Source organism: Mesorhizobium sp. WSM4871, from assembly GCF_055811295.1.
Genome location: NZ_JBVVPU010000001.1, coordinates 474,888 through 492,907, shown reverse-complemented (window position 1 = coordinate 492,907; position 18,020 = coordinate 474,888). Strand labels below are relative to the sequence as shown.

Here is an 18,020-nt window from a genome sequence, read left to right as displayed (position 1 = left end):
GAGGTCAATCGTTAGGCGTCAGGACCTTGGGCGTTCGGATCTTGAGGCCGGGCTTCGCGTCGCCAGCCGACGAGTTCGTCGAAGACGACCAAAACCGCTCCCACCGAGATAAAGGCATCGGCAAGGTTGAAGACAGCGAAGGACCAGACCGGCGTGTGGAACAAAATGTAGTCGATGACATGACCATAGACGGCGCGGTCGAGCAGGTTGCCGAGCGCGCCGCCGATGATCAGCGCAAAGCCGATGCGGGCAAGCAGGTGGCCGGCCGGGGTGCGCGCCGCGAGATAGAGCACGAAAGCGACAACCAGGGTTGCGATGATCACCAGGCCCGTGTCGCCGAAGGACGAAAACATCGAGAAGGCAATGCCGGTGTTGTAAGTGCGGTAAAGCGCCAGGAACGGAACAAGATCGAGCTTTTCCTGAAAGGGCAGGCCAGTCTCGACCAGGTGTTTCACCCATTGGTCAAGTGCCACTGCCGCAACGACCAGCAGTGCGTAGGGGGACCATGATTTCACGATTTGTCGTCCTCCGGCTCCAGCTTCAGCGCGCCGCGCCGGATCTCGAACAGCATTACGCCGGTCGCCACCGCGAGATTGAGCGAATCGGCGCGGCCGGCTTGCGGAATCCTGAGCAGTCTGTCGCAGCTTTCGGCTAGGCTGTCGGGCAGGCCCTGCTGCTCGTTGCCCATCACCAGCAGCACCGGACCTTTGGAAAAATCGACGGAGCGGTAGTCCACCGCGCCCTTCAGATGCGTGCCGGCGACGAGGCCCGGGAAGCCTTTTCGCCAGGCAAGGAAGGCCTCCGGCGTCGCCTTGGCGACCGGCACGGCGAAGATCGAGCCCATGGTGGCGCGCACGGTCTCGACGGAAAAAGGATCGGTGGTCTCGCCGACCAGGATGACGCCCCTGGCGCCGACGGCATCGACTGTGCGGATGACGGTGCCAAGATTGCCGGGGTCGCGCACCCGGTCAAGCGCCACCCAGACATCGCCATCCCGGGCGCGGATGTCTTTCAACGGCAGGATCTTCTGTGAAAAGACGCCGACCACCATCTGCGGGTTGTCGCGGCGGGTGATGGCGACAAGCACCTTTTCCGAAACTTCGAGAACGGTGCCGCCGGCGGCCACCGTGCGCGCCGCGGCCCTTTCCACCGCCGCATTGCCACGTCCGGCCTTGGCGAAAACCAGCGTCTTGATCTGCCAGCCGAGATCGAGCGCATCGATCACCAGCTTCAGTCCCTCGGCCATGAAGGCATTCTGCTGGTCGCGGAATTTCTTGAGCGCCAGCGCCTTGATGTCCTTGATCAGCGGGTTGGCGAGGCTGGTGACCTCTTTCACCTGGCCTGGCGCGCCTATGTGCCGCTCGTTCATTCGGAACCCCCGGGCATTCAAGCCAGCCAGCGCGAGAACAGCGAGGTCGACAGCGCCCGCCCGGCGGATTGTTCGCGGATGATCAGTTCGCCGGATTCGACCGTGCCGCCCATGCCGGCAAAGGTGTCACGCATCAGGGCATGGATGGCGAAGAAGGAGGCGCGGATCGAATAGGCGGTCAGCACCACGGCTAGTGGTCTTGGCGTCAGGATCGAGCGGCAAAGGTCGGTCAGGGCAGGGAGGTCCTCGAACAGCTGCCAGACCTCGCCCTTGGGGCCGCGGCCATAGGCCGGCGGGTCGAACAGGACGATGTCGTAGCGGCTGCCGCGGCGTTCCTCACGTTCGGCGAATTTCACCGCGTCATCGACGATCCAGCGGATCGGCTTTTGCGACAGGCCGGCCATCTCCTGGTTTTCGCGGGCCCAGCCGATCGCCTTCTTGGACGCGTCGACATGGGTGACCTCGGCGCCGGCGCGGGCCGCCACCAGCGAGGCAAGTCCGGTATAGCCGAACAGGTTGAGCACCTTTACCGGTCGCTTCGCCGCCGCGATCAGTCCGGCCATGTGGTCCCAATGCGAGGCCTGTTCGGGGAAGACGCCGACATGGCGAAACGAGGTGAAACGGCCGAGATAGTCAATGCCGTCATGCTTCATCGGCCAGGTCTCGCCGAGCGGCGTCCTGGGGAAGCGCCAGCGGCCGATGCCTTCCTCGTCGGTATCACCGGTGAAAACGGCGTCGGCACGGTCCCAGTCCCTTGCCGGCAGCGCCTTTTGCCAGATCGCCTGGCCCTCGGGCCGCACAATGCGGTAGGGGCCGTATTGTTCAAGCTTTTGCCCGGCGCCGCTGTCGAGCAACGCGTAGTCGGCGTTGGGCGCCACTTCGAGGATTACCGGAAGACGTTCGGCGGGCAGCGCGCCGTGGCGGCGGGAAAGGACACGCGGCGCTGCCTTTGGTTCGGACCGGTCTCTCGTCTCATGGCGGTCGCCCGGTTTTGCATCCGGCCTGGCCGTTGCGTGAGCCTCCCGCGGGCGCGGCTGTTCCGCTCCGCTTCTGGCGAACTGCGAGCGGCTATCGCGGCGTTTGTCGCGAAAAGGTTTCAAGACGGAGCATCTCCGGACGGCGGCTTGGCCCGCTTCTGCCACAGCCCATCCAGCGGCGCAACAAACGCGGTTGCCGGATTACATGTGGTAGATCAGCCATGCCTGATGGAAAGCAAGCCGACAATCAGCGATATGAAACCCGCGGCCTTGATGCCGGCCACGACCATATGGCCGGTTTCCCAGCGCAGCCGGATCGCTTCGAAATTTTCCGGGATCGGTCCGGGAACCCAGGTGGCCAGAACATCATTGGCCGGTTTGACGAGAACGGACCACGCAGCGAGCGACACTGCATAAAGCAAGGTTGCGGCCAAGACGAACCAAAACGCTGGGCGATCGTCACGCAGCATCCATGCGAGAGTCCCCGGACAACCGATCGCTGCCAGGTCCAGGGGTGCGCCAATGATCAGGAACAGCAGGAACTGGCCGTTGAAGACGGTGGTTTCGCGCCACAGAGAAGGTGACCACGTCGTCAGTCGAGGGAGCGATTCCAAGACATGAGCGAAAGATGGTCCTAGGCTGAGCGCTGCGACCGTGGCGGTGAGGATCGACCAGAACAACAGAAACCCGCGTATGTCCGTCATCTGCGGATAACGAGGCGGCGGCAAAGGGGTTCCGGTTCGGTGCAAATCGCTTGCCGTCGAAATTGTGGGCCTTATCGTCCAACCATACCGGATTGCAAATTCATGTCCCGCTCCGAACGCCTGCTCGACCTGATCCAGATCCTGCGCCGGCATCGCCGGCCGGTCAGCGGCCGCACGCTTGCCGGCGAAATGGGCGTTTCGATCCGCACGCTCTACCGCGATATCGCCACGCTGCAGGGCCAGGGGGCGCCGATCGAGGGCGAGGCGGGGCTGGGTTATGTGCTAAAACCCGGCTTTATGCTGCCGCCGCTGATGTTCACCGACGAGGAGATCGAGGCCATCGTGCTCGGTTCGCGCTGGGTCGCCAAGCAACCGGATCAGCGACTCTCGGCCGCTGCCACCGATGCCCTGGCCAAGATCGCGGCCGTGCTGCCGGATGATCTGCGCGAGGAGCTTGAAGCCACCACACTTATGGTCGGACCACGCGTCGAGGCCGCCGAGGCCGTCGATCTTGGCGTGGTTCGTCAGGCCATCCGCAACGAGCGCAAACTGGAGTTTTCCTACCGCGATGCCGGCGGCACCGTCTCCAGACGCATGGTCTGGCCGTTCGCGCTCGGTTTCTTCGACAAGGTCCGCGTGGTGGCGGCCTGGTGCGAGACGCGGCGGGATTTTCGCCACTTTCGCGCGGATCGCATGTCCGATCTCGATGCCACCGACATTCGCTATCCGCGCCGCCGCCAGGCCATGCTCAGGGAATGGCGGGCAACACTCGATGCGCGCCGGGCGACGCCTGATGCGCGCCGGGCGACGCCTGATGCGCGCCGGCCTGACGCCTGACGCTTTTCTGCGCGGCTGTGACGATTGCTGCCAGAATCTGACAGCATGGCCGTCTATGGTCCTCCAATCGGAACCGTGGAGAACAGTCATGAACGTCCCCAATTTCGTCATCCTCTATGTCGACAGCCCGCAACGCAGCGGCGTCTTTTACGGAGCACTGCTCGGCCGCGAGCCGGTCGAAGCGTCTGCGACCTTCGTGCTGTTCGTGCTCGACAACGGCTTCAAGCTCGGCCTCTGGTCGCGCCATACGGTAGAGCCGGCCGCCGAGGCGGCAGGCGGCGGCGCCGAACTGGTCTTTGCACTGGAAACGCCGGACGCGGTCGATGTCACCCATGCCGACTGGAGCGGGCGCGGCGTGAAAATACTGCAGAGCCCGACCGACATGGATTTCGGCCGGACCTTCGTCGCGCTCGACCCCGACAATCACCGGCTGCGCGTCTACTGGCTGAACGATGGGGCGCAATGATGAGCGCACACTGGATCGTGGTGGCGTGGGCGCAGCATGTCCGGCGCGGCCGCGAAGGCGGCTTCATGCAAGTCAACCACGGCAAATCAGCACCCCTGCGCCGCATCAAGCCCGGCGACGGCATCGTCTATTACTCGCCGACTACTGTTCTGGGCGAGAAGGACGGCCTGCAGTCATTCACGGCAATCGGCACCGTGCGCGAGGGCGAACCCTATCGGGGCGACATGGGCGGTGGTTTCGTGCCGTTCCGGCGCGACGTCGACTGGGCGAGGGCAGATGAAGCGCCGATCAAGCCGCTACTGGACAGGCTCGAACTCACCGCCGGCAGGTCGAACTGGGGTTACCAGTTGCGCTTCGGCCTGTTGCCGATCAGCGCCCATGACTTTTCCCTGATCGCCGAGGCGATGGGCGCGACGAGGCGGCGAAGGCAGCCTGATCTTCGCTTTGGCCGCGCCGGATCGGCTCGGCCAAATGGCGACAAGGCTGCCGACGCCAGGATGTCGGCAGCACGACAAGCGCACACAATCTTCAGCCCGCGACCCATACCAACCCAGGAGAATATTATGGACTTCGTCTCAATCCGCATCATCACCGCCCAGATCAAGCCTCTGGTCGAATTCTACGAGGCTATCACCGGCCTTGCCGCAACCTGGTTCACCGAGGATTTCGCGGAACTGGCGACGGTCTCCTGCACGCTGGCGATCGGCAGCACGCGCACCCTGGCTTTGTTCGGGGCGGATGTGGCACAGCCTGCGGCCAATCGGTCTGTCATCATCGAGTTCCGCGTCGCAGATGTCGACGCGGAATACCGCAGGCTGGCAGGGATCATCGGCGACTTCGCACAGCCGCCGACGACAATGCCATGGGGAAACCGATCCCTGCTGCTGCGCGATCCGGATGGCAATCTGGTGAACTTCTTCACCCCGGTCAGCGCGGAGGCGATCAAGAAGGTCGACCGAAAAACCGGTGCCTTGGCAGTGGCCCGTTCGCAGGCGCAGGCTGACGTTACGACTTGAGCGCCTTGTAAACGGCAATGCCGGCGGCGAGGTCCTCGAGGGCGGCGCCCACCGACTTGAACAAAGTGATCTCGTCGTTGCTTCGGCGGCCCTTCGTCTCGTCGCGCGTTAGTTCATGCAAGTCGGCAATGATCGCTTCCGGCTTCAGCACGCCGGAGGCCAGCGGCTGGACGATGTCGCCGGCTTCCTTGGTGGCGCCGGCGCGGGTGTCGACATAGACGCGGGAGCGCGCAATCGCGTCGTCGTCGCTTTCGCGCATATCGGGCGTGAAGCCGCCGACCAGGTCGACATGGGTCCCCGGTCGCAGGAGCGCGCCTTTGATCAGCGGCCTGGTCGAGATGGTCGCCGACGAGACGATATCGGCTTGGCCGAGTTCGGCGTCGAGATCGCTGGCGGCTTCAGCCGCAAAACCTTCGGCGCGCAAATTTGCCGCAACTTTTTCGGCATTTGCGGGGGTGCGGTTCCAGATGCGGATGGTCTTGATCGGCCGCACCGCCGAATGCGCCTTGGCAAGAAAGGGCGACAGCGCGCCGGCGCCGACCACCAGCAGCCGCGAAGCGTCCTCGCGGGCGAGATAGGAGGCCGCCAGCGCCGAGGCACAAGCCGTGCGCCACTGCGTCAGCCGCTGGCCGTCGATCATGGCTTCGGGCTCTCCGGTGGCGCCGTCGAGCAGGAGGTAAAGCCCCATCACGGCGGGCTTGCCGAGGGCATTGTTGTCGGGCGACACGGTGACGATCTTGACGCCGATATGGCCGCCCGCCGAGGTGCCGGCGGCGTTGAAGTCGGTCCAGGCCGGCATCAGCAACAGCGTCGAGGCCGCACCGTCGGGGCGTTCGACCGTATGGTGATGCCTGACCGGTTGCACCGCTCCATCGCGAAAGGCGGTGCGCAGCGTCTCGACCAGCCCGGGAAAGGTGAGCGCATGATCGACCTCGGCGGCCGAAATGGTCAGCATCAAAAGCTCCGTCGAGGAAGAAATGCCAAACCGATTTTCAATTCGTTGGCTTCGGCAAGGCTGACCCGTGGGCCGACCCTTGGGCCGCGCCTTGCGGCATCGAGGGTGCACGGCTGACCGCCTGGCGCAGGTTCTCGGCCTCGACGCCGCGCTGACGGGCCAGCTTGCGGTAGCGGCCCTGCTTGGCCCATGTCGCCAGGCTGCCGACGATCATGCCGACGGCAAGAGCCACGAACAGGAAGATGAACAGCGGCAGCGTCAGCGTCAGCGCCGGATTGCCAGGGTTGAAAGGGTCGAGCGTGAAGGCCACCAGCTCGCGGTTGGCGACGGCCAGCGCAATCAGGATGACGGCCAGCGGCACGAAGACCACGATGAGGATGAAGCGATTGAACATGTTTTTTCCGTCGGAGGAACTTGTCGACAGGTGGATGCCACGGACGCGGCGCCTATTTGCCGCCGTTCAGCCGCTCACGCAATTCCTTGCCGGTCTTGAAGAACGGCACCCATTTCTCCTCGACCTCGACGGATTCGCCGGTGCGCGGGTTGCGGCCGGTGCGGGCAGGGCGGTTTTTCACCGAGAAAGCGCCGAAACCGCGCAGCTCGACCCGGTTGCCTTCGGCAAGCGCGTCGGTGATCTCGTCGAAAATCGCGCCGACAATGTTTTCGACGTCGCGCAGGAAAAGGTGCGGATTGCGCGTGGCGATAATCTGCACAAGTTCGGATTTGATCATCAGAAGGCTCCCCGTGAAAACACTGCCGTCAAAATTATGAGGATGATTTTATTTGCTTTTTCACCTGTCCCAAGCGATCCCTCAAGGGTGCCAGACGGAAACGAGACCGTCAAGAAACAAGCGGTCGGCGCCGAGTTCATGAATGACGTCGCCGCCATAGTCCGGCAGGCCGAGTGCGCTGCCGATGGTTTTCGCCATCGCCTTGGAAAACAGGAAGCCGCCGCGCCCTTCGGTGTTCTTCCACTCGACCACCTTGAGCTTGGCATCGACACCCTTGGTTGCGAGCCAGTCGATCGCCTCGGTTTCACCACCGACCGCGTCGATCAATTTGTTTGTCACAGCCTGCCGGCCGGTGAAAATCGACCCGTCGGCGAGTGTCAGAGCCTGCTCGCGGGTCATCTTGCGGCGTTCGGCGACGATGCCGACGAACCAGTCGTAGCTGTCGAGGATGAGCTTGCGGACCATGGCGCGCTCGTCGTCGTTGGTCGGCTTGAAGGGCGAGGGCGAGGCCTTCAGGGGCGAGGATTTCACCTCCTCCAGCTTGATGCCAAGCTTGTCCATGAGACCGCTGACATCAGGATACTGGATCAGCACGCCGATCGAGCCGACGATCGAGGATTGGCGCGCGACGATATGGTCGGTCGCGGTTGCGATCATGTAGCCCGCCGACGCGGCGAGCGTGCCGACCTGCGCCACGACAGGCTTGTCGGCGGCCAGCTTGCGCACTTCCTCGTAGATCGATTCGCCGCCGACGGTGGTGCCGCCCGGCGAATCGATCGACAGGATGACAGCTTTCACCTTCGAGGACTGGCGGATGGTCTCCAGCCGTTTGATCAGCTCCTCGTCCTCTGTGATGGTGCCCTCGATCTTGACCTTGGCGATATGGTCGACCGCCGTGCCGGTGAAATCGTCGCCGTAGATCCAGGTCGAAAGGGCAATCAGCCCGGCTGCCGCGACAACAAGCGCGGCAACGCGCCAGAATGTCAGCTTGCGGCGCAAGCGGCGGCGGTCGATCAGGTCGTCGGCTCTCAGTGCCATGGTCAGCCTCGTCGTCGGTGGGAAGACATGCTTTTAAAGCAACCATCCGCGCCCGGCTACCGTTTCCTGACGCGCCTTCCTGACGCGTTTGCGTCAAACATAGAGCCCTTCGACATTCGCAAGCCGGAATGTCATGAGATGTCAGGCCTGTCCACAGGCTCTAACGCATTGCGTCCGTATCTGGTATGACGTGCAGATTGTGCCGGGTGCATTTTCATTCGCATGGCAAAACCGTCACATTTTTGCGGTTTTTGCCGGCTTGTGCTTGCGTGGGGACGTCAGCATACCACCTATAGGGGGCTTGCGGGCAGGGGTTTAGAAGAAACAGTCATGTTAGCCAGACCGATCGAACCAACCAACACCGAGACGGAGTTGGCACCCACCGCCGCAGGCCCGACGCGAGGCGACGCCTTCGACGTCGCCCAGCGCCATTCGCGCCGCGTGCGTGTCTTGAAGCTGGCGGTGCCGCTGATCGCGACGGTGATCGCGGTCGCTTTCCCGGTCTATTCATATCTTGCGGCACCTGTGTCGTTTAAAGTTCAGGCCGACGGCAGCGCCTTTGCCAATGGCAAGCTGGTGATGGCCAATCCCAAGCTCAACGGGTTCACCAAGGAGAAGCTGCCCTATTCGATGACGGCCTTGCGCGCCATACAGGACGTCGGCAAGCAAGGCATCATCGATCTGGAGGGTATCAACGCCAAATTGCCGATCTCGACCGACAATGTGGCGGCCATCAATGCCTCGCACGGCATCTACAATCGCGACGGCAACACGATGAACCTGACCAGCGATGTCACCATAACCACCACCGATGGCTTGGAGGCAAAGTTCAAATCGATCTTTCTCGACATGGGCAAAGGCACTATGAAGACGAGCGACCCCGTCGATGTCAGCCGTGGCGGGTCGCGGATCACCGCGGATTCGATGTCGATCCAGGACAATGGCAAGATCGTGGTTTTCGAGAACAAGGTGCAGGTCAACATCGATCCCGCCAGCTTGAAGGCGGCAGAGGCAGAGAGCGGAGAAACCAATGCGGCTCACTAGTTCGGCACGGTTCGTGGCCGCGGCTTCGGCTTTGCCGATCCTGGCGCTCGTCTTGGGAACGGCGCCGTCACTGGCGCAGTCCAAGGCCACCAGCCAATTGTCGGGCCTTAAATTGTCCGGAGACAAGCCTATCCAGATCGAAAGCGACAAGCTCGAGGTCCGCCAGGCGGACAGCGTCGCGGTGTTCACGGGCAATGTCAGCGTCGTCCAGGGGCCGACCGTGCTCAAGGCCGGCAAGATGACGGTTTACTACGTCAAGGACGCCGGCGCCGCGAAGGATGCCGCCGCCAACGGCGCGGCGGCTGCCGGGGCCGCGATGACCGGCTCGGCCAACATCGACCATCTGGAAGTCGACAACAAGGTCTACATCAAATCGGACGATCAGGTCGCCACCGGCGACCGCGGCACCTTCGACATGAAGAGCGAAGTGCTGGTGCTTTCAGGCAGCAAGGTCGTGCTTTCGCAAGGCGACAATGTGCTGGTCGGCTGCAAGCTCACCGTGCAGATGAAGAGCGGCCTGGCCCAGGTCGACGGCTGCGGCGGGCGCGTCATGATGTCGATCACGCCGCCGGCGAAGTCGGGAGCAGCGAAGAACTGATGGCCGGCCTGTCATCGCTGCTGGCGCGTCTTCCAGGACGCGCCGCCAGCAAACTCGCGGCGCCGGCCACGGTCACTGTCGATGCGGCAAAGTTCAAGGGCACCTTGATCGCCAAGGGCCTGACCAAGAGCTACAAGGGCCGCAAGGTCGTCAGCGGCGTGACGATAGGCGTGCGCGCCGGCGAGGCGGTGGGGCTGCTTGGCCCCAACGGCGCCGGCAAGACGACCTGCTTCTACATGGTTACCGGCCTGGTGCCGGTCGACGAAGGCACGATCGAGATCGACGGCTTCGACGTCACCTCGATGCCGATGTACCGGCGTGCCCGCCTCGGCATCGGCTATCTGCCGCAGGAAGCGTCGATCTTTCGCGGCCTGAGCGTGGAGCAAAACATCCGCGCCGTGCTCGAAGTGGTCGAAAAGAGCCGCAAGGAGCGCGAGCGCAGCCTCGACGAACTGCTCGAGGAGTTTCATATCAGCCATCTGCGCAAGGCCCCGTCGCTGTCGCTGTCGGGCGGCGAGCGGCGACGCCTCGAGATCGCGCGCGCGCTGGCGACGCGTCCTGCCTATATGCTGCTCGACGAACCTTTCGCCGGCATCGATCCGATCGCCGTGGCCGATATCCAGCAGCTTGTGCGCCATCTGACGGCACGCGGCATCGGCGTGCTCATCACCGATCACAATGTCCGCGAAACGCTCGGCCTGATCGACCGCGCCTACATCATCCATGCCGGCCAGGTGCTGACCCATGGCCGGGCCGACGAAGTGGTCGCCAATCCGGACGTGCGCAGGCTTTATCTCGGCGAGGGATTTACGCTCTGAGCGTGAAATCATGTCTCGGCATGATTTTTCGGGAATCTTCGGCCAGTTTGTTCAGTTTTCTCGGAGATAACGCTCGTCTGAGCCGGTTTTGCTCGCCGTCGCCTTGACAAGCAAAAGCCGGGCCAGTTTCATGCATGTCGGCGAAAATTATTTTTCCGGCAGTTCGCGCGCGTAAAGTCCTGATGCGTAGAAGGGGCGTTTGAACCAGACCATGGCGTTGGCGGCAAAATTACAGCTACGACAGTCCCAGTCGCTGGTGATGACGCCGCAACTCATGCAGTCGATCCGGCTGCTGCAGTTCACCCATGTCGAGCTCGAGCGCTTCATCGACGACGAGATCGAGCGCAACCCGCTGCTTGAGCGCGCCGAGCCGCAGGACGATGCCGCCAGCGACCAGGCGCAGAAGGCCGACGCCGCGCCGGAAGTGGCCGGCGACTGGTTCGAGGCAGAGACGGCGTGGAGCGCCGAGGCGATCTCGGAAAAGCTGGATACCTCCCTGGAAAATCTGTTCCCCGACGATCCCGGCACGAGCGAACGGCTCGGCCCCGACCTGACAGCGCAATGGAAATCGGCGTCCGGCAACGGGTCCGGCTCGTCGTCGTCCGAAGGCTTCGATGCGGCGGACATGGCTGCCGCCGCGATCACGTTGCGCGATCACGTCGGCGAACAGGTCGCGCTGGCTTTCGCCGACCCGGCGGCACGCCTGATCGCTGGTGAGCTTGCCGATGGCCTCGACGAGGCTGGCTACATGCGCGCCGACATGGCCGAGATCGCCGCCCGCCTCGGCACGAACGAAGCAGCGGTGGCGAAGGTGCTGGCGGTCTGCCAGGGCTTTGAACCGGCCGGCATCTTTGCGCGCGATCTTGCCGAGTGCCTGGCGCTGCAGCTTGCCGTTCGCGATCGGCTCGATCCCGCGATGAAGGCCTTGATCGCCAATCTCGAACTTCTGGCGCGACGCGATTTCCAGACGCTGAAGCGGATCTGCGGGGTCGACGAGGAGGATCTGCTCGACATGCTGGCCGAGATCCGGGCGCTCGATCCGCGTCCCGGGATGGCGTTTTCGGGCGGCGCCAGCGATGCGATCGTCGCAGATGTCGAGGTGCGGGCGGCCAATGACGGGAGCTGGACGGTCGAGCTCAATGCCGAGACACTGCCACGCGTGCTGGTCGACCATATCTATTTCGCGCAGGTTTCGCCGCATGCCAAGAACCAGACGGAAAGGGATTTCCTGGCGGAGTGCCTGCAGAACGCCAATTGGCTGACGCGCAGCCTCGACCAGCGGGCCAAAACCATCCTCAAGGTCGCTTCCGAGATCGTGCGACAGCAGGACGCTTTCCTCGTGCACGGCGTGCGTCACCTGAAGCCACTCAACCTGCGCACGGTGGCCGACGCCATCGGCATGCACGAATCGACCGTCAGCCGGGTCACGGCGAACAAATACATGCTGACGCCGCGCGGCGTGTTCGAATTGCGCTATTTCTTCACCGCTTCGATTGCGTCGTCGGGCGGCGGCGATGCCCATTCGTCGGAAGCGGTGCGCGATCGCATCAAACAGCTGATCGACGAGGAAAAGCCCACCGACGTGCTTTCCGACGATGCGATCGTGGACATGTTGCGGGAAAGCGGCGTCGATATCGCTAGGCGCACGGTCGCCAAGTATCGGGAAGGCATGAACATTCCCTCATCGGTGCAACGGCGGCGCGAAAAACGCGCGCTGGCCAGCGCCGGGCGTTAGCCCCACCCGTACAGGCGCCAGATTTCCACAGTTTTCGTGCTTCATTGACAAGCTGCAATGAAGTGGCTAGAAGCCCGCCCGCATGAGGCGGGCTTGATGCCCGCAAGCGAATGGTCCGTCACGACGTAGGCCACGGGACGGCCAAGAAGGCGGCTTGTGATCAACCGGAAAGTTCGGATTTAAAATCGGCGCAAGTGACGCCGCAAAGCTTGTGCGCACAGACCACGAGTATAAACTCGGGACAGTTTGAAGCCTGAGCAAGGAAGGTCAGTTTTCAGATGAAATTGCGCGTATCGGGAAAACACATGGATATCGGCGATGCGTTCCGTACGCGCATCAACGACCGTGTCGGCGAGGCGATCGGAAAATATTTCGACCGCGGCTTTTCAGGACATGTCACCGTCATCAAATCGGGATCGCGCTATTCGGCCGACTGCATGATTCGGCTGGATTCCGGCGCCTCGCTGCAAGCGACCGGCGATGCGCAGGATCCGACGCTGGCTTTCGAGGCGGCGGCGGACCGGCTCGAAACCCGCCTCAGGCGCTACAAGCGACGCCTGAAATCGCACAATTCAGGCAGTTCCAACGGCGCACCCACCGATATCGCCTATATGGTGATGGCGCCGCTTGCCGACGATGATGAGGACATTCCGGAGAATTTTGCCCCGGCCATCGTCGCCGAATCGACCATGACGCTGCAGACGATGTCGGTGGCGTCTGCCGTCATCGAGCTCGACACCAAGGATACCCCGGTCTTCGTCTTCCGCAATGCCGGAAACGAGCATCTCAACATCGTCTATCGCCGGCCGGATGGGAATATCGGCTGGATCGACCCATCCACGACCAAAGTCGCACAGGGATGACGGCCAGGGTCGCATCGGTGACGACCAAGGCCGCACAGGTGACGAGCAGGGTCGCACAGGTGACGACTAAGGTCGCACAGGGATGACGACCAAGGTCGCACAGGGATGACGACCAAGGTCGCATCGGGATGACGGCCTAGGCCGCACAGGGACAAGGAGCCGGCCGCGCGAGGGGGCGAGGACTGGCGACGGCAGGCGAACAAGGGATTTTCAAGCATGGATCTGAGCGATCTTATCGACGTTCCGGCGATCATGCCGGCGTTGAAGGCGAACTCCAAGAAGCAGCTTCTGCAGCTTTTGTCCGAAAGAGCGGCGGCGATTTCCGGTATTGCGGAGCGGGAGGTGTTCGATACCATCCTGCAGCGCGAGCGGCTGGGCTCGACCGGCGTCGGCAATGGCATCGCCATTCCGCACGGCAAGCTGGCCGGGGTAAAGCGGATCGCCGGGGTATTCGCGCGGCTGGAGACGCCGGTCGATTTCGAGGCGCTGGACGACCAACCGGTCGATCTGGTGTTTCTGCTGCTCGCGCCCGAGGGCGCCGGCGCCGATCACCTCAAGGCGCTGTCGCGCATTGCGCGGGTGCTGCGCGATGCCGACACGGTGGCCAAGATCAGGGGTACGCGCGACGCCGTCGCAATCCATGCGCTCTTGTCGGACACGCAAGCCTCGCACGCAGCCTGATGTTCTGCCTGATAGCTGGTTGTTTGGTTAAAAACCTGTTGAGGGGCGCCGCGGGCGGCCCTGTCCGCTTCCAACCCGATCGCCTTGTTTATCAGTGAATGGCGACGGTGGTCAGGTCGTTTTCCATGGCGCCCGCCAGCGCCCGGTCGCGGGCGTCGGAAAGCAGGATCGGCTGGCCGTTGGCGGCAAACAGCGCCCACAATTCCAGGCCGGGCGCGATTTCGCCAAGGCCCGGGAAGCGGCCGCGCAAATCATCGCTCGACACTTTCCTGAGATAGGCGACCGAGCCTTCGCCGAGATGGGCGAACTCGCCGCTGGTCATGGTGAGATTTTCGTCAGTTCTGGTCATTTCAAGCCTCCTTGGCGCGAGGACGCCGCTCAAGGCCGCCTCGCATGAGAGCCATTCAATTTGTTGCATCGTGCTTTCGGCCGATGCAGTGGTAAGGGTCAGTCTTTCACCGAAATGTTTATTTTCCGTACCAGCCGTTCGGACTCCGGCCGATCGAGATCAATCGACAAAAGCCCGTTCTTCAGCTCCGCCGCGATCACCCGCATGCCGTCGGCCAGCACGAAACAGCGCTGGAACTGGCGCGCGGCGATGCCGCGATGAAGGAATTCGCGCTCGGTGTCGTCGTTCTGACGGCCGCGCACGACCAACTGGTTTTCCTCCGTGGTGACATCGAGATCGCTTTCGGCGAAACCGGCGACGGCGAGCGTGATGCGCAACCTTTCAGTCTTGCCGTCGGCGCCGCTGAGGCGCTCGATGTTGTAGGGAGGGTAGCTATCGCCCGACTTCGCCAGACGCTCCAGGGTCTTTTCCATAGCGTCGAACCCCAGGAGAAGCGGGCTTGAGAAGGGCGTCATTCGGCTCATGTTACAGTGTCCTCTTGAGAGCGACATAAAGCGGAAAAACCCGGATGGCATTTTTCCCGATGGTCTTGATATGGTCCGCCCCGCCATCAAGTTCAAGCCATCAAAAACCCCGCCCAAAAAGACTCCCCAGACAAGGAATTGAAATGCCCCAGCCCCGCAAGATCATCATCGACACGGATCCCGGCCAGGACGATGCCGTCGCCATATTGCTGGCGCTCGGCAGCGCCGAGCTTGAGATCGTCGGCATCACCGCCGTCGCCGGTAACGTGCCGCTGAAGCTCACCGAAAAGAATGCCCGCAAGATCTGCGAACTGGCCGGCAGGCCCGACATCAAGGTCTATTCCGGCGCCATCCGGCCGCTGGTGCGCGAACTGGTCACCGCCGAGGAAGTGCATGGCAAGACCGGCCTCAACGGCCCTGATTTGCCCGAGCCAAAGATGAAGCTGCAGGACCAGTATGCTGTCGATTTCATCGTAGAGACGCTGATGAAGGAACAAAGCGGCACCATCACGCTTTGCGCGCTCGGGCCGCTAACCAACGTCGCGCTGGCGCTGATCCGCGAGCCGAGGATCGCGCCGCGCATCAGGGAGATCGTGCTGATGGGCGGCGGTTTCTTCGAGGGCGGCAATGTGACGCCGACCGCCGAGTTCAACATCTATGTCGACCCGCAGGCCGCCGATGTCGTGTTCAAATCCGGTATTCCGATCGTCATGATGCCGCTCGACGTCACCCACAAGGCGCTGACCACCGCCACACGCACCCAGGCCTTCCGCAAGCTCGGCACCAGGGTCGGCACGGCCACGGCCGAGATGCTGGAATTCTTCGAGCGTTTCGACGAGGAGAAATACGGCACCGACGGCGGCCCGCTGCACGACCCGTGCGTCATCGCCTATCTGTTGACGCCGGAATTGTTCAAGGGCCGCAACTGCAGCGTCACCGTGGAAACGGCCTCGGAGCTCACCATGGGCATGACCGTGATCGACTGGTGGGGCGTGACCAAGCGGACGAAGAACGCCATGGTGATGCGCGACATCGACCATGATGCGTTCTTTGCAATGCTGGTGGAAAGGCTGGGGCGGCTTTAGGGCCGTCTTCCCTTCTCCCACAGGGAGAAGGGAAGGTGCCTTACTTCGCTTTCGAAAACGCCAGCCACAGGCCGCCGCCGACCAGGAAGCTGCCGCTGATCCTGGACATCAGCTTGATGCGGCTGGCCGACAGCAGACGCCCGGCGCGGCCGGCGGCGAGTGCATAGGTCGAATCAGACACGGCGGCGAAGATCATGGCGGTGAGACCCATGACGCCAATCTGCAGCGCGTAATTGCCTTGCGGAGAAATGAACTGCGGAAAGAAGGCGCCGAAGAACACCAGCGTCTTGGGATTGCTGAGCGCCACCAGCAGACCCTGCAGGAAGAAGCCGCCACGCGGTTTTTTCGCCGATCCGTCGGCATTCAGCGTGCCTTTGGAACGGAACATCTGCACGCCCATCCAGATCAGGTAGGCGGCGCCGATCAGCCGCACCCATTCGAACCAATGGCCCATGCCCGCGATCAGCGACGTCAGGCCGATGCCGACAATGGCGATCATGATCGCAAGGCCGGCCTGCGTGCCGGCGACATTGGCAAGACCGGCGCGCGAGCCATGGCGGATGCTGTTGGCGATGATCAGCGTCACCGTCGGTCCCGGCACCAGGATGATGACAATGCAAGCGACGAGATAGGCGGCGTAGAGTTCCAGCGACATGGCAATTCCTCGACAGAATGCCGCTATGCGAGGCGGCTGAACACAATCAATGCATGGCGGCGAAGCCGGTGCAAGCCGGCGCGACAGATCGCCGACGAAGCGGAATTGACCTCAGGAGGCTCCGGCCGCCCAGGGCAGCGTGGTCTCATAGGCCGCTGCCGCTTTCAGCACGGTCATGTCGCCGCGCGGCCGGCCGATCAATTGCATGCCCATCGGCCTGCCCGAGCCGTCGAAGCCAGCGGGCACGTTGACCGCCGGGCAACCGCCAAGCGTGGCGAAGGCGGAAACCTGCATCCAGCGATGGTAGCTGTCCATTTCGCGCCCGGCCACCTGGCTTGGCCAGTGGGTGGAAACCGCGAACGGAAAAACCTGCGCGGTAGGCAGGGCAATAAGATCGAAACGCTCGAACAGCGACAGCAGCGTTTTATGCCAGGATGACCGCCTTACAGTGGCGGCGTGGACCTGCGGCGCCGTGAGGCGTTGCGCCTGTTCCACTTCCCACACGACTTCCGGCTTCAAAAGCCGGCGTTTGAGGGGATCGTCGTAATGCGCCTTGAGCGCGCAGCCGCTGCTTGCCTGGCGCAGCGTCACGAAGGCCTGCCAAAGGGCCTCGAAGTCGACATCCGGCATTAGCGCCTCGGTCTGGAAGGACACGTCCGCGAAGCGGCCGAGAGCGGCCTCGCAAAGCGGCAGAATGCCTGCCTCAACCGGCAGATGGCCGCCGAGATCGCCGAGCCAGGCGATGCGGCCGCCAGCCGCCGGGGTTTGCAGCCCCTGCAGGAAAGAGCCCTGTTTGTGATGCGAGAGCGGCGCACGTGGATGGTAGCCCGCCTGTTCGTCGAGCAGCAGCGCCATGTCGCGCACGTTGCGGCCCATCGGTCCTTCGACGCCCATCTGCGCATGGAAGACATCGAGGTCAGGCCCGGCCGGGACGAGTCCCTGCGACGGGCGGAAGCCGTAGATGTTGTTGTAGGCGGCCGGGTTGCGCAGCGAGCCGCCAAAGTCGCTGCCATCGGCGACGGGAAGCATGTCGAGCGCCAGCGCGACAGCCGCGCCGCCGCTCGATCCGCCGGCGGTCAGAGCCGGATCGAAGGCGTTGAGCGTCGGCCCGAACACGCTGTTGTAGGTGTTGGAGCCAAGCCCGAATTCTGGAACGTTGGTCTTGCCGATGATGATGGCGCCGGCCTTGCGGACGCGCTCGACGAAGAAGTCGTCCTCCTCAGGTACAAAATCGGCGAAGATCGGCGAGCCGAAGGTGGTCCTGAGGCCTTTTGTCAGTGCAAGGTCCTTGATGGCGATCGGCAGGCCGAACAGCGATCCGGTATTTCCGCCTCGTGCCAGATGGGCGTCGGCGCTGTCGGTCTCGCGCAAAATATCGGCATGATCGCGCAGCGACACGATGGCGTTGACCAGCGGGTTGACCGCCTCGATGCGGTCGAGGAATGCCGTCACCACCTCGCGCACCGAAAGGCGGCGCCGCCTGATCGCTTCGGCAAGCTCTGTCGCAGACTGGCGGCAGATATCGCCGGCAGCCGGCACGGCGTGTTTCGTGGCAGGGCGCATGGCTGTCATCTC

The 18,020-nt window shown here is 63.2% G+C and carries 22 protein-coding genes; 10 read left to right on the top strand and 12 right to left on the bottom strand.

From position 1 onward, the window contains the following. Nucleotides 1-11: 11 nt before the first annotated feature. The 4 genes from lspA to AC0L2H_RS02470 all read right to left on the bottom strand — a co-directional run bounded on the left by lspA (nt 12) and on the right by AC0L2H_RS02470 (nt 3,050). Nucleotides 12-515, bottom strand: a complete 504-nt coding sequence (lspA, locus tag AC0L2H_RS02485) for a signal peptidase II (RefSeq protein WP_473588700.1) — start codon at nt 513-515, stop codon at nt 12-14. Continuing rightward, nucleotides 512-1,369, bottom strand: coding sequence for a TrmH family RNA methyltransferase (locus AC0L2H_RS02480; RefSeq protein ID WP_473588699.1), 858 nt, complete (start codon nt 1,367-1,369; stop codon nt 512-514). Before AC0L2H_RS02480 ends, lspA begins: the two co-directional genes overlap by 4 nt. Nucleotides 1,370-1,386: 17 nt before the next feature. After that, a complete protein-coding gene (locus tag AC0L2H_RS02475; protein ID WP_473588698.1) occupies nt 1,387-2,469 on the bottom strand; it encodes an RsmD family RNA methyltransferase in 1,083 nt (360 codons plus the stop codon). 92 nt (nt 2,470-2,561) lie between these two features. Next, a complete protein-coding gene (locus AC0L2H_RS02470) occupies nt 2,562-3,050 on the bottom strand; it encodes a DUF1772 domain-containing protein (RefSeq protein ID WP_473588878.1) in 489 nt (162 codons plus the stop codon). A 102-nt stretch (nt 3,051-3,152) separates the two neighbouring features. On the opposite strand from AC0L2H_RS02470, the gene AC0L2H_RS02465 reads away from it, so the two are divergent. The 3 genes from AC0L2H_RS02465 (at nt 3,153) to AC0L2H_RS02455 (ending at nt 5,369) form a co-directional block, all read left to right on the top strand. Continuing rightward, a complete protein-coding gene (locus AC0L2H_RS02465; RefSeq protein ID WP_473588697.1) occupies nt 3,153-3,887 on the top strand; it encodes a helix-turn-helix transcriptional regulator in 735 nt (244 codons plus the stop codon). Nucleotides 3,888-3,975: 88 nt separating this feature from the next. Further along, on the top strand, nt 3,976-4,353 hold the full coding sequence (locus AC0L2H_RS02460) for a VOC family protein (RefSeq protein WP_473588696.1): 378 nt from the start codon (nt 3,976-3,978) through the stop codon (nt 4,351-4,353). Continuing rightward, complete coding sequence (locus AC0L2H_RS02455; protein ID WP_473588695.1) at nt 4,353-5,369, top strand: EVE domain-containing protein; 1,017 nt, start codon at nt 4,353-4,355, stop codon at nt 5,367-5,369. Before AC0L2H_RS02460 ends, AC0L2H_RS02455 begins: the two co-directional genes overlap by 1 nt. Here AC0L2H_RS02455 and lhpI read toward each other — a convergent pair. The 4 genes from lhpI to sppA form a co-directional block, all read right to left on the bottom strand. Next, complete coding sequence (gene lhpI, locus AC0L2H_RS02450) at nt 5,359-6,324, bottom strand: bifunctional Delta(1)-pyrroline-2-carboxylate/Delta(1)-piperideine-2-carboxylate reductase (RefSeq protein WP_473588694.1); 966 nt, start codon at nt 6,322-6,324, stop codon at nt 5,359-5,361. The genes AC0L2H_RS02455 and lhpI overlap by 11 nt on opposite strands. Before the next feature lie 37 nt (nt 6,325-6,361). Continuing rightward, nucleotides 6,362-6,718 carry a DUF1049 domain-containing protein gene (locus AC0L2H_RS02445; protein WP_473588693.1) on the bottom strand — a complete coding sequence of 119 codons (357 nt, stop codon included), beginning with the start codon at nt 6,716-6,718 and terminating at the stop codon, nt 6,362-6,364. 52 nt (nt 6,719-6,770) lie between these two features. Beyond that, nucleotides 6,771-7,055, bottom strand: coding sequence for an integration host factor subunit beta (locus AC0L2H_RS02440; RefSeq protein ID WP_006200394.1), 285 nt, complete (start codon nt 7,053-7,055; stop codon nt 6,771-6,773). Nucleotides 7,056-7,136: 81 nt separating this feature from the next. Continuing rightward, a complete protein-coding gene (gene sppA / locus AC0L2H_RS02435) occupies nt 7,137-8,093 on the bottom strand; it encodes a signal peptide peptidase SppA (RefSeq protein WP_473588692.1) in 957 nt (318 codons plus the stop codon). A gap of 330 nt (nt 8,094-8,423) precedes the next feature. On the opposite strand from sppA, the gene lptC reads away from it, so the two are divergent. The 6 genes from lptC to ptsN all read left to right on the top strand — a co-directional run bounded on the left by lptC (nt 8,424) and on the right by ptsN (nt 13,832). Continuing rightward, entirely contained in the window at nt 8,424-9,137 is a 714-nt protein-coding gene (gene lptC, locus AC0L2H_RS02430) for an LPS export ABC transporter periplasmic protein LptC (RefSeq protein ID WP_473588691.1), read from the top strand. Next, nucleotides 9,124-9,735, top strand: coding sequence for an LptA/OstA family protein (locus tag AC0L2H_RS02425; RefSeq protein ID WP_473588690.1), 612 nt, complete (start codon nt 9,124-9,126; stop codon nt 9,733-9,735). The genes lptC and AC0L2H_RS02425 overlap by 14 nt, the downstream gene beginning before the upstream one ends. Next, nucleotides 9,735-10,553: an LPS export ABC transporter ATP-binding protein gene (lptB, locus tag AC0L2H_RS02420; RefSeq protein WP_107651163.1), complete on the top strand. Its 819-nt coding sequence runs from the start codon at nt 9,735-9,737 to the stop codon at nt 10,551-10,553. The genes AC0L2H_RS02425 and lptB overlap by 1 nt, the downstream gene beginning before the upstream one ends. Nucleotides 10,554-10,764: 211 nt before the next feature. Further along, complete coding sequence (gene rpoN / locus AC0L2H_RS02415; RefSeq protein ID WP_473588877.1) at nt 10,765-12,288, top strand: RNA polymerase factor sigma-54; 1,524 nt, start codon at nt 10,765-10,767, stop codon at nt 12,286-12,288. A gap of 278 nt (nt 12,289-12,566) precedes the next feature. Continuing rightward, nucleotides 12,567-13,151 carry a ribosome hibernation-promoting factor, HPF/YfiA family gene (hpf, locus tag AC0L2H_RS02410; protein ID WP_473588689.1) on the top strand — a complete coding sequence of 195 codons (585 nt, stop codon included), beginning with the start codon at nt 12,567-12,569 and terminating at the stop codon, nt 13,149-13,151. 216 nt (nt 13,152-13,367) lie between these two features. After that, nucleotides 13,368-13,832: a PTS IIA-like nitrogen regulatory protein PtsN gene (ptsN, locus tag AC0L2H_RS02405; protein WP_107651160.1), complete on the top strand. Its 465-nt coding sequence runs from the start codon at nt 13,368-13,370 to the stop codon at nt 13,830-13,832. 91 nt (nt 13,833-13,923) lie between these two features. Here the strand turns inward: ptsN and AC0L2H_RS02400 are convergent, their stop codons facing one another. Next, nucleotides 13,924-14,181, bottom strand: a complete 258-nt coding sequence (locus tag AC0L2H_RS02400; RefSeq protein WP_097576888.1) for a BQ00720 family protein — start codon at nt 14,179-14,181, stop codon at nt 13,924-13,926. A gap of 98 nt (nt 14,182-14,279) precedes the next feature. Further along, nucleotides 14,280-14,705: an Hsp20 family protein gene (locus tag AC0L2H_RS02395; RefSeq protein WP_006339191.1), complete on the bottom strand. Its 426-nt coding sequence runs from the start codon at nt 14,703-14,705 to the stop codon at nt 14,280-14,282. A 143-nt stretch (nt 14,706-14,848) separates the two neighbouring features. Here AC0L2H_RS02395 and AC0L2H_RS02390 point away from each other — a divergent pair, with 143 nt between their 5' ends. After that, on the top strand, nt 14,849-15,790 hold the full coding sequence (locus AC0L2H_RS02390; protein ID WP_473588688.1) for a nucleoside hydrolase: 942 nt from the start codon (nt 14,849-14,851) through the stop codon (nt 15,788-15,790). 40 nt (nt 15,791-15,830) lie between these two features. On the opposite strand, the gene AC0L2H_RS02385 is transcribed toward AC0L2H_RS02390, so the two are convergent. Next, a complete protein-coding gene (locus tag AC0L2H_RS02385) occupies nt 15,831-16,445 on the bottom strand; it encodes a LysE family translocator (RefSeq protein WP_473588687.1) in 615 nt (204 codons plus the stop codon). 111 nt (nt 16,446-16,556) lie between these two features. Next, complete coding sequence (locus tag AC0L2H_RS02380) at nt 16,557-18,017, bottom strand: amidase (RefSeq protein ID WP_473588686.1); 1,461 nt, start codon at nt 18,015-18,017, stop codon at nt 16,557-16,559. Nucleotides 18,018-18,020: the final 3 nt, after the last annotated feature.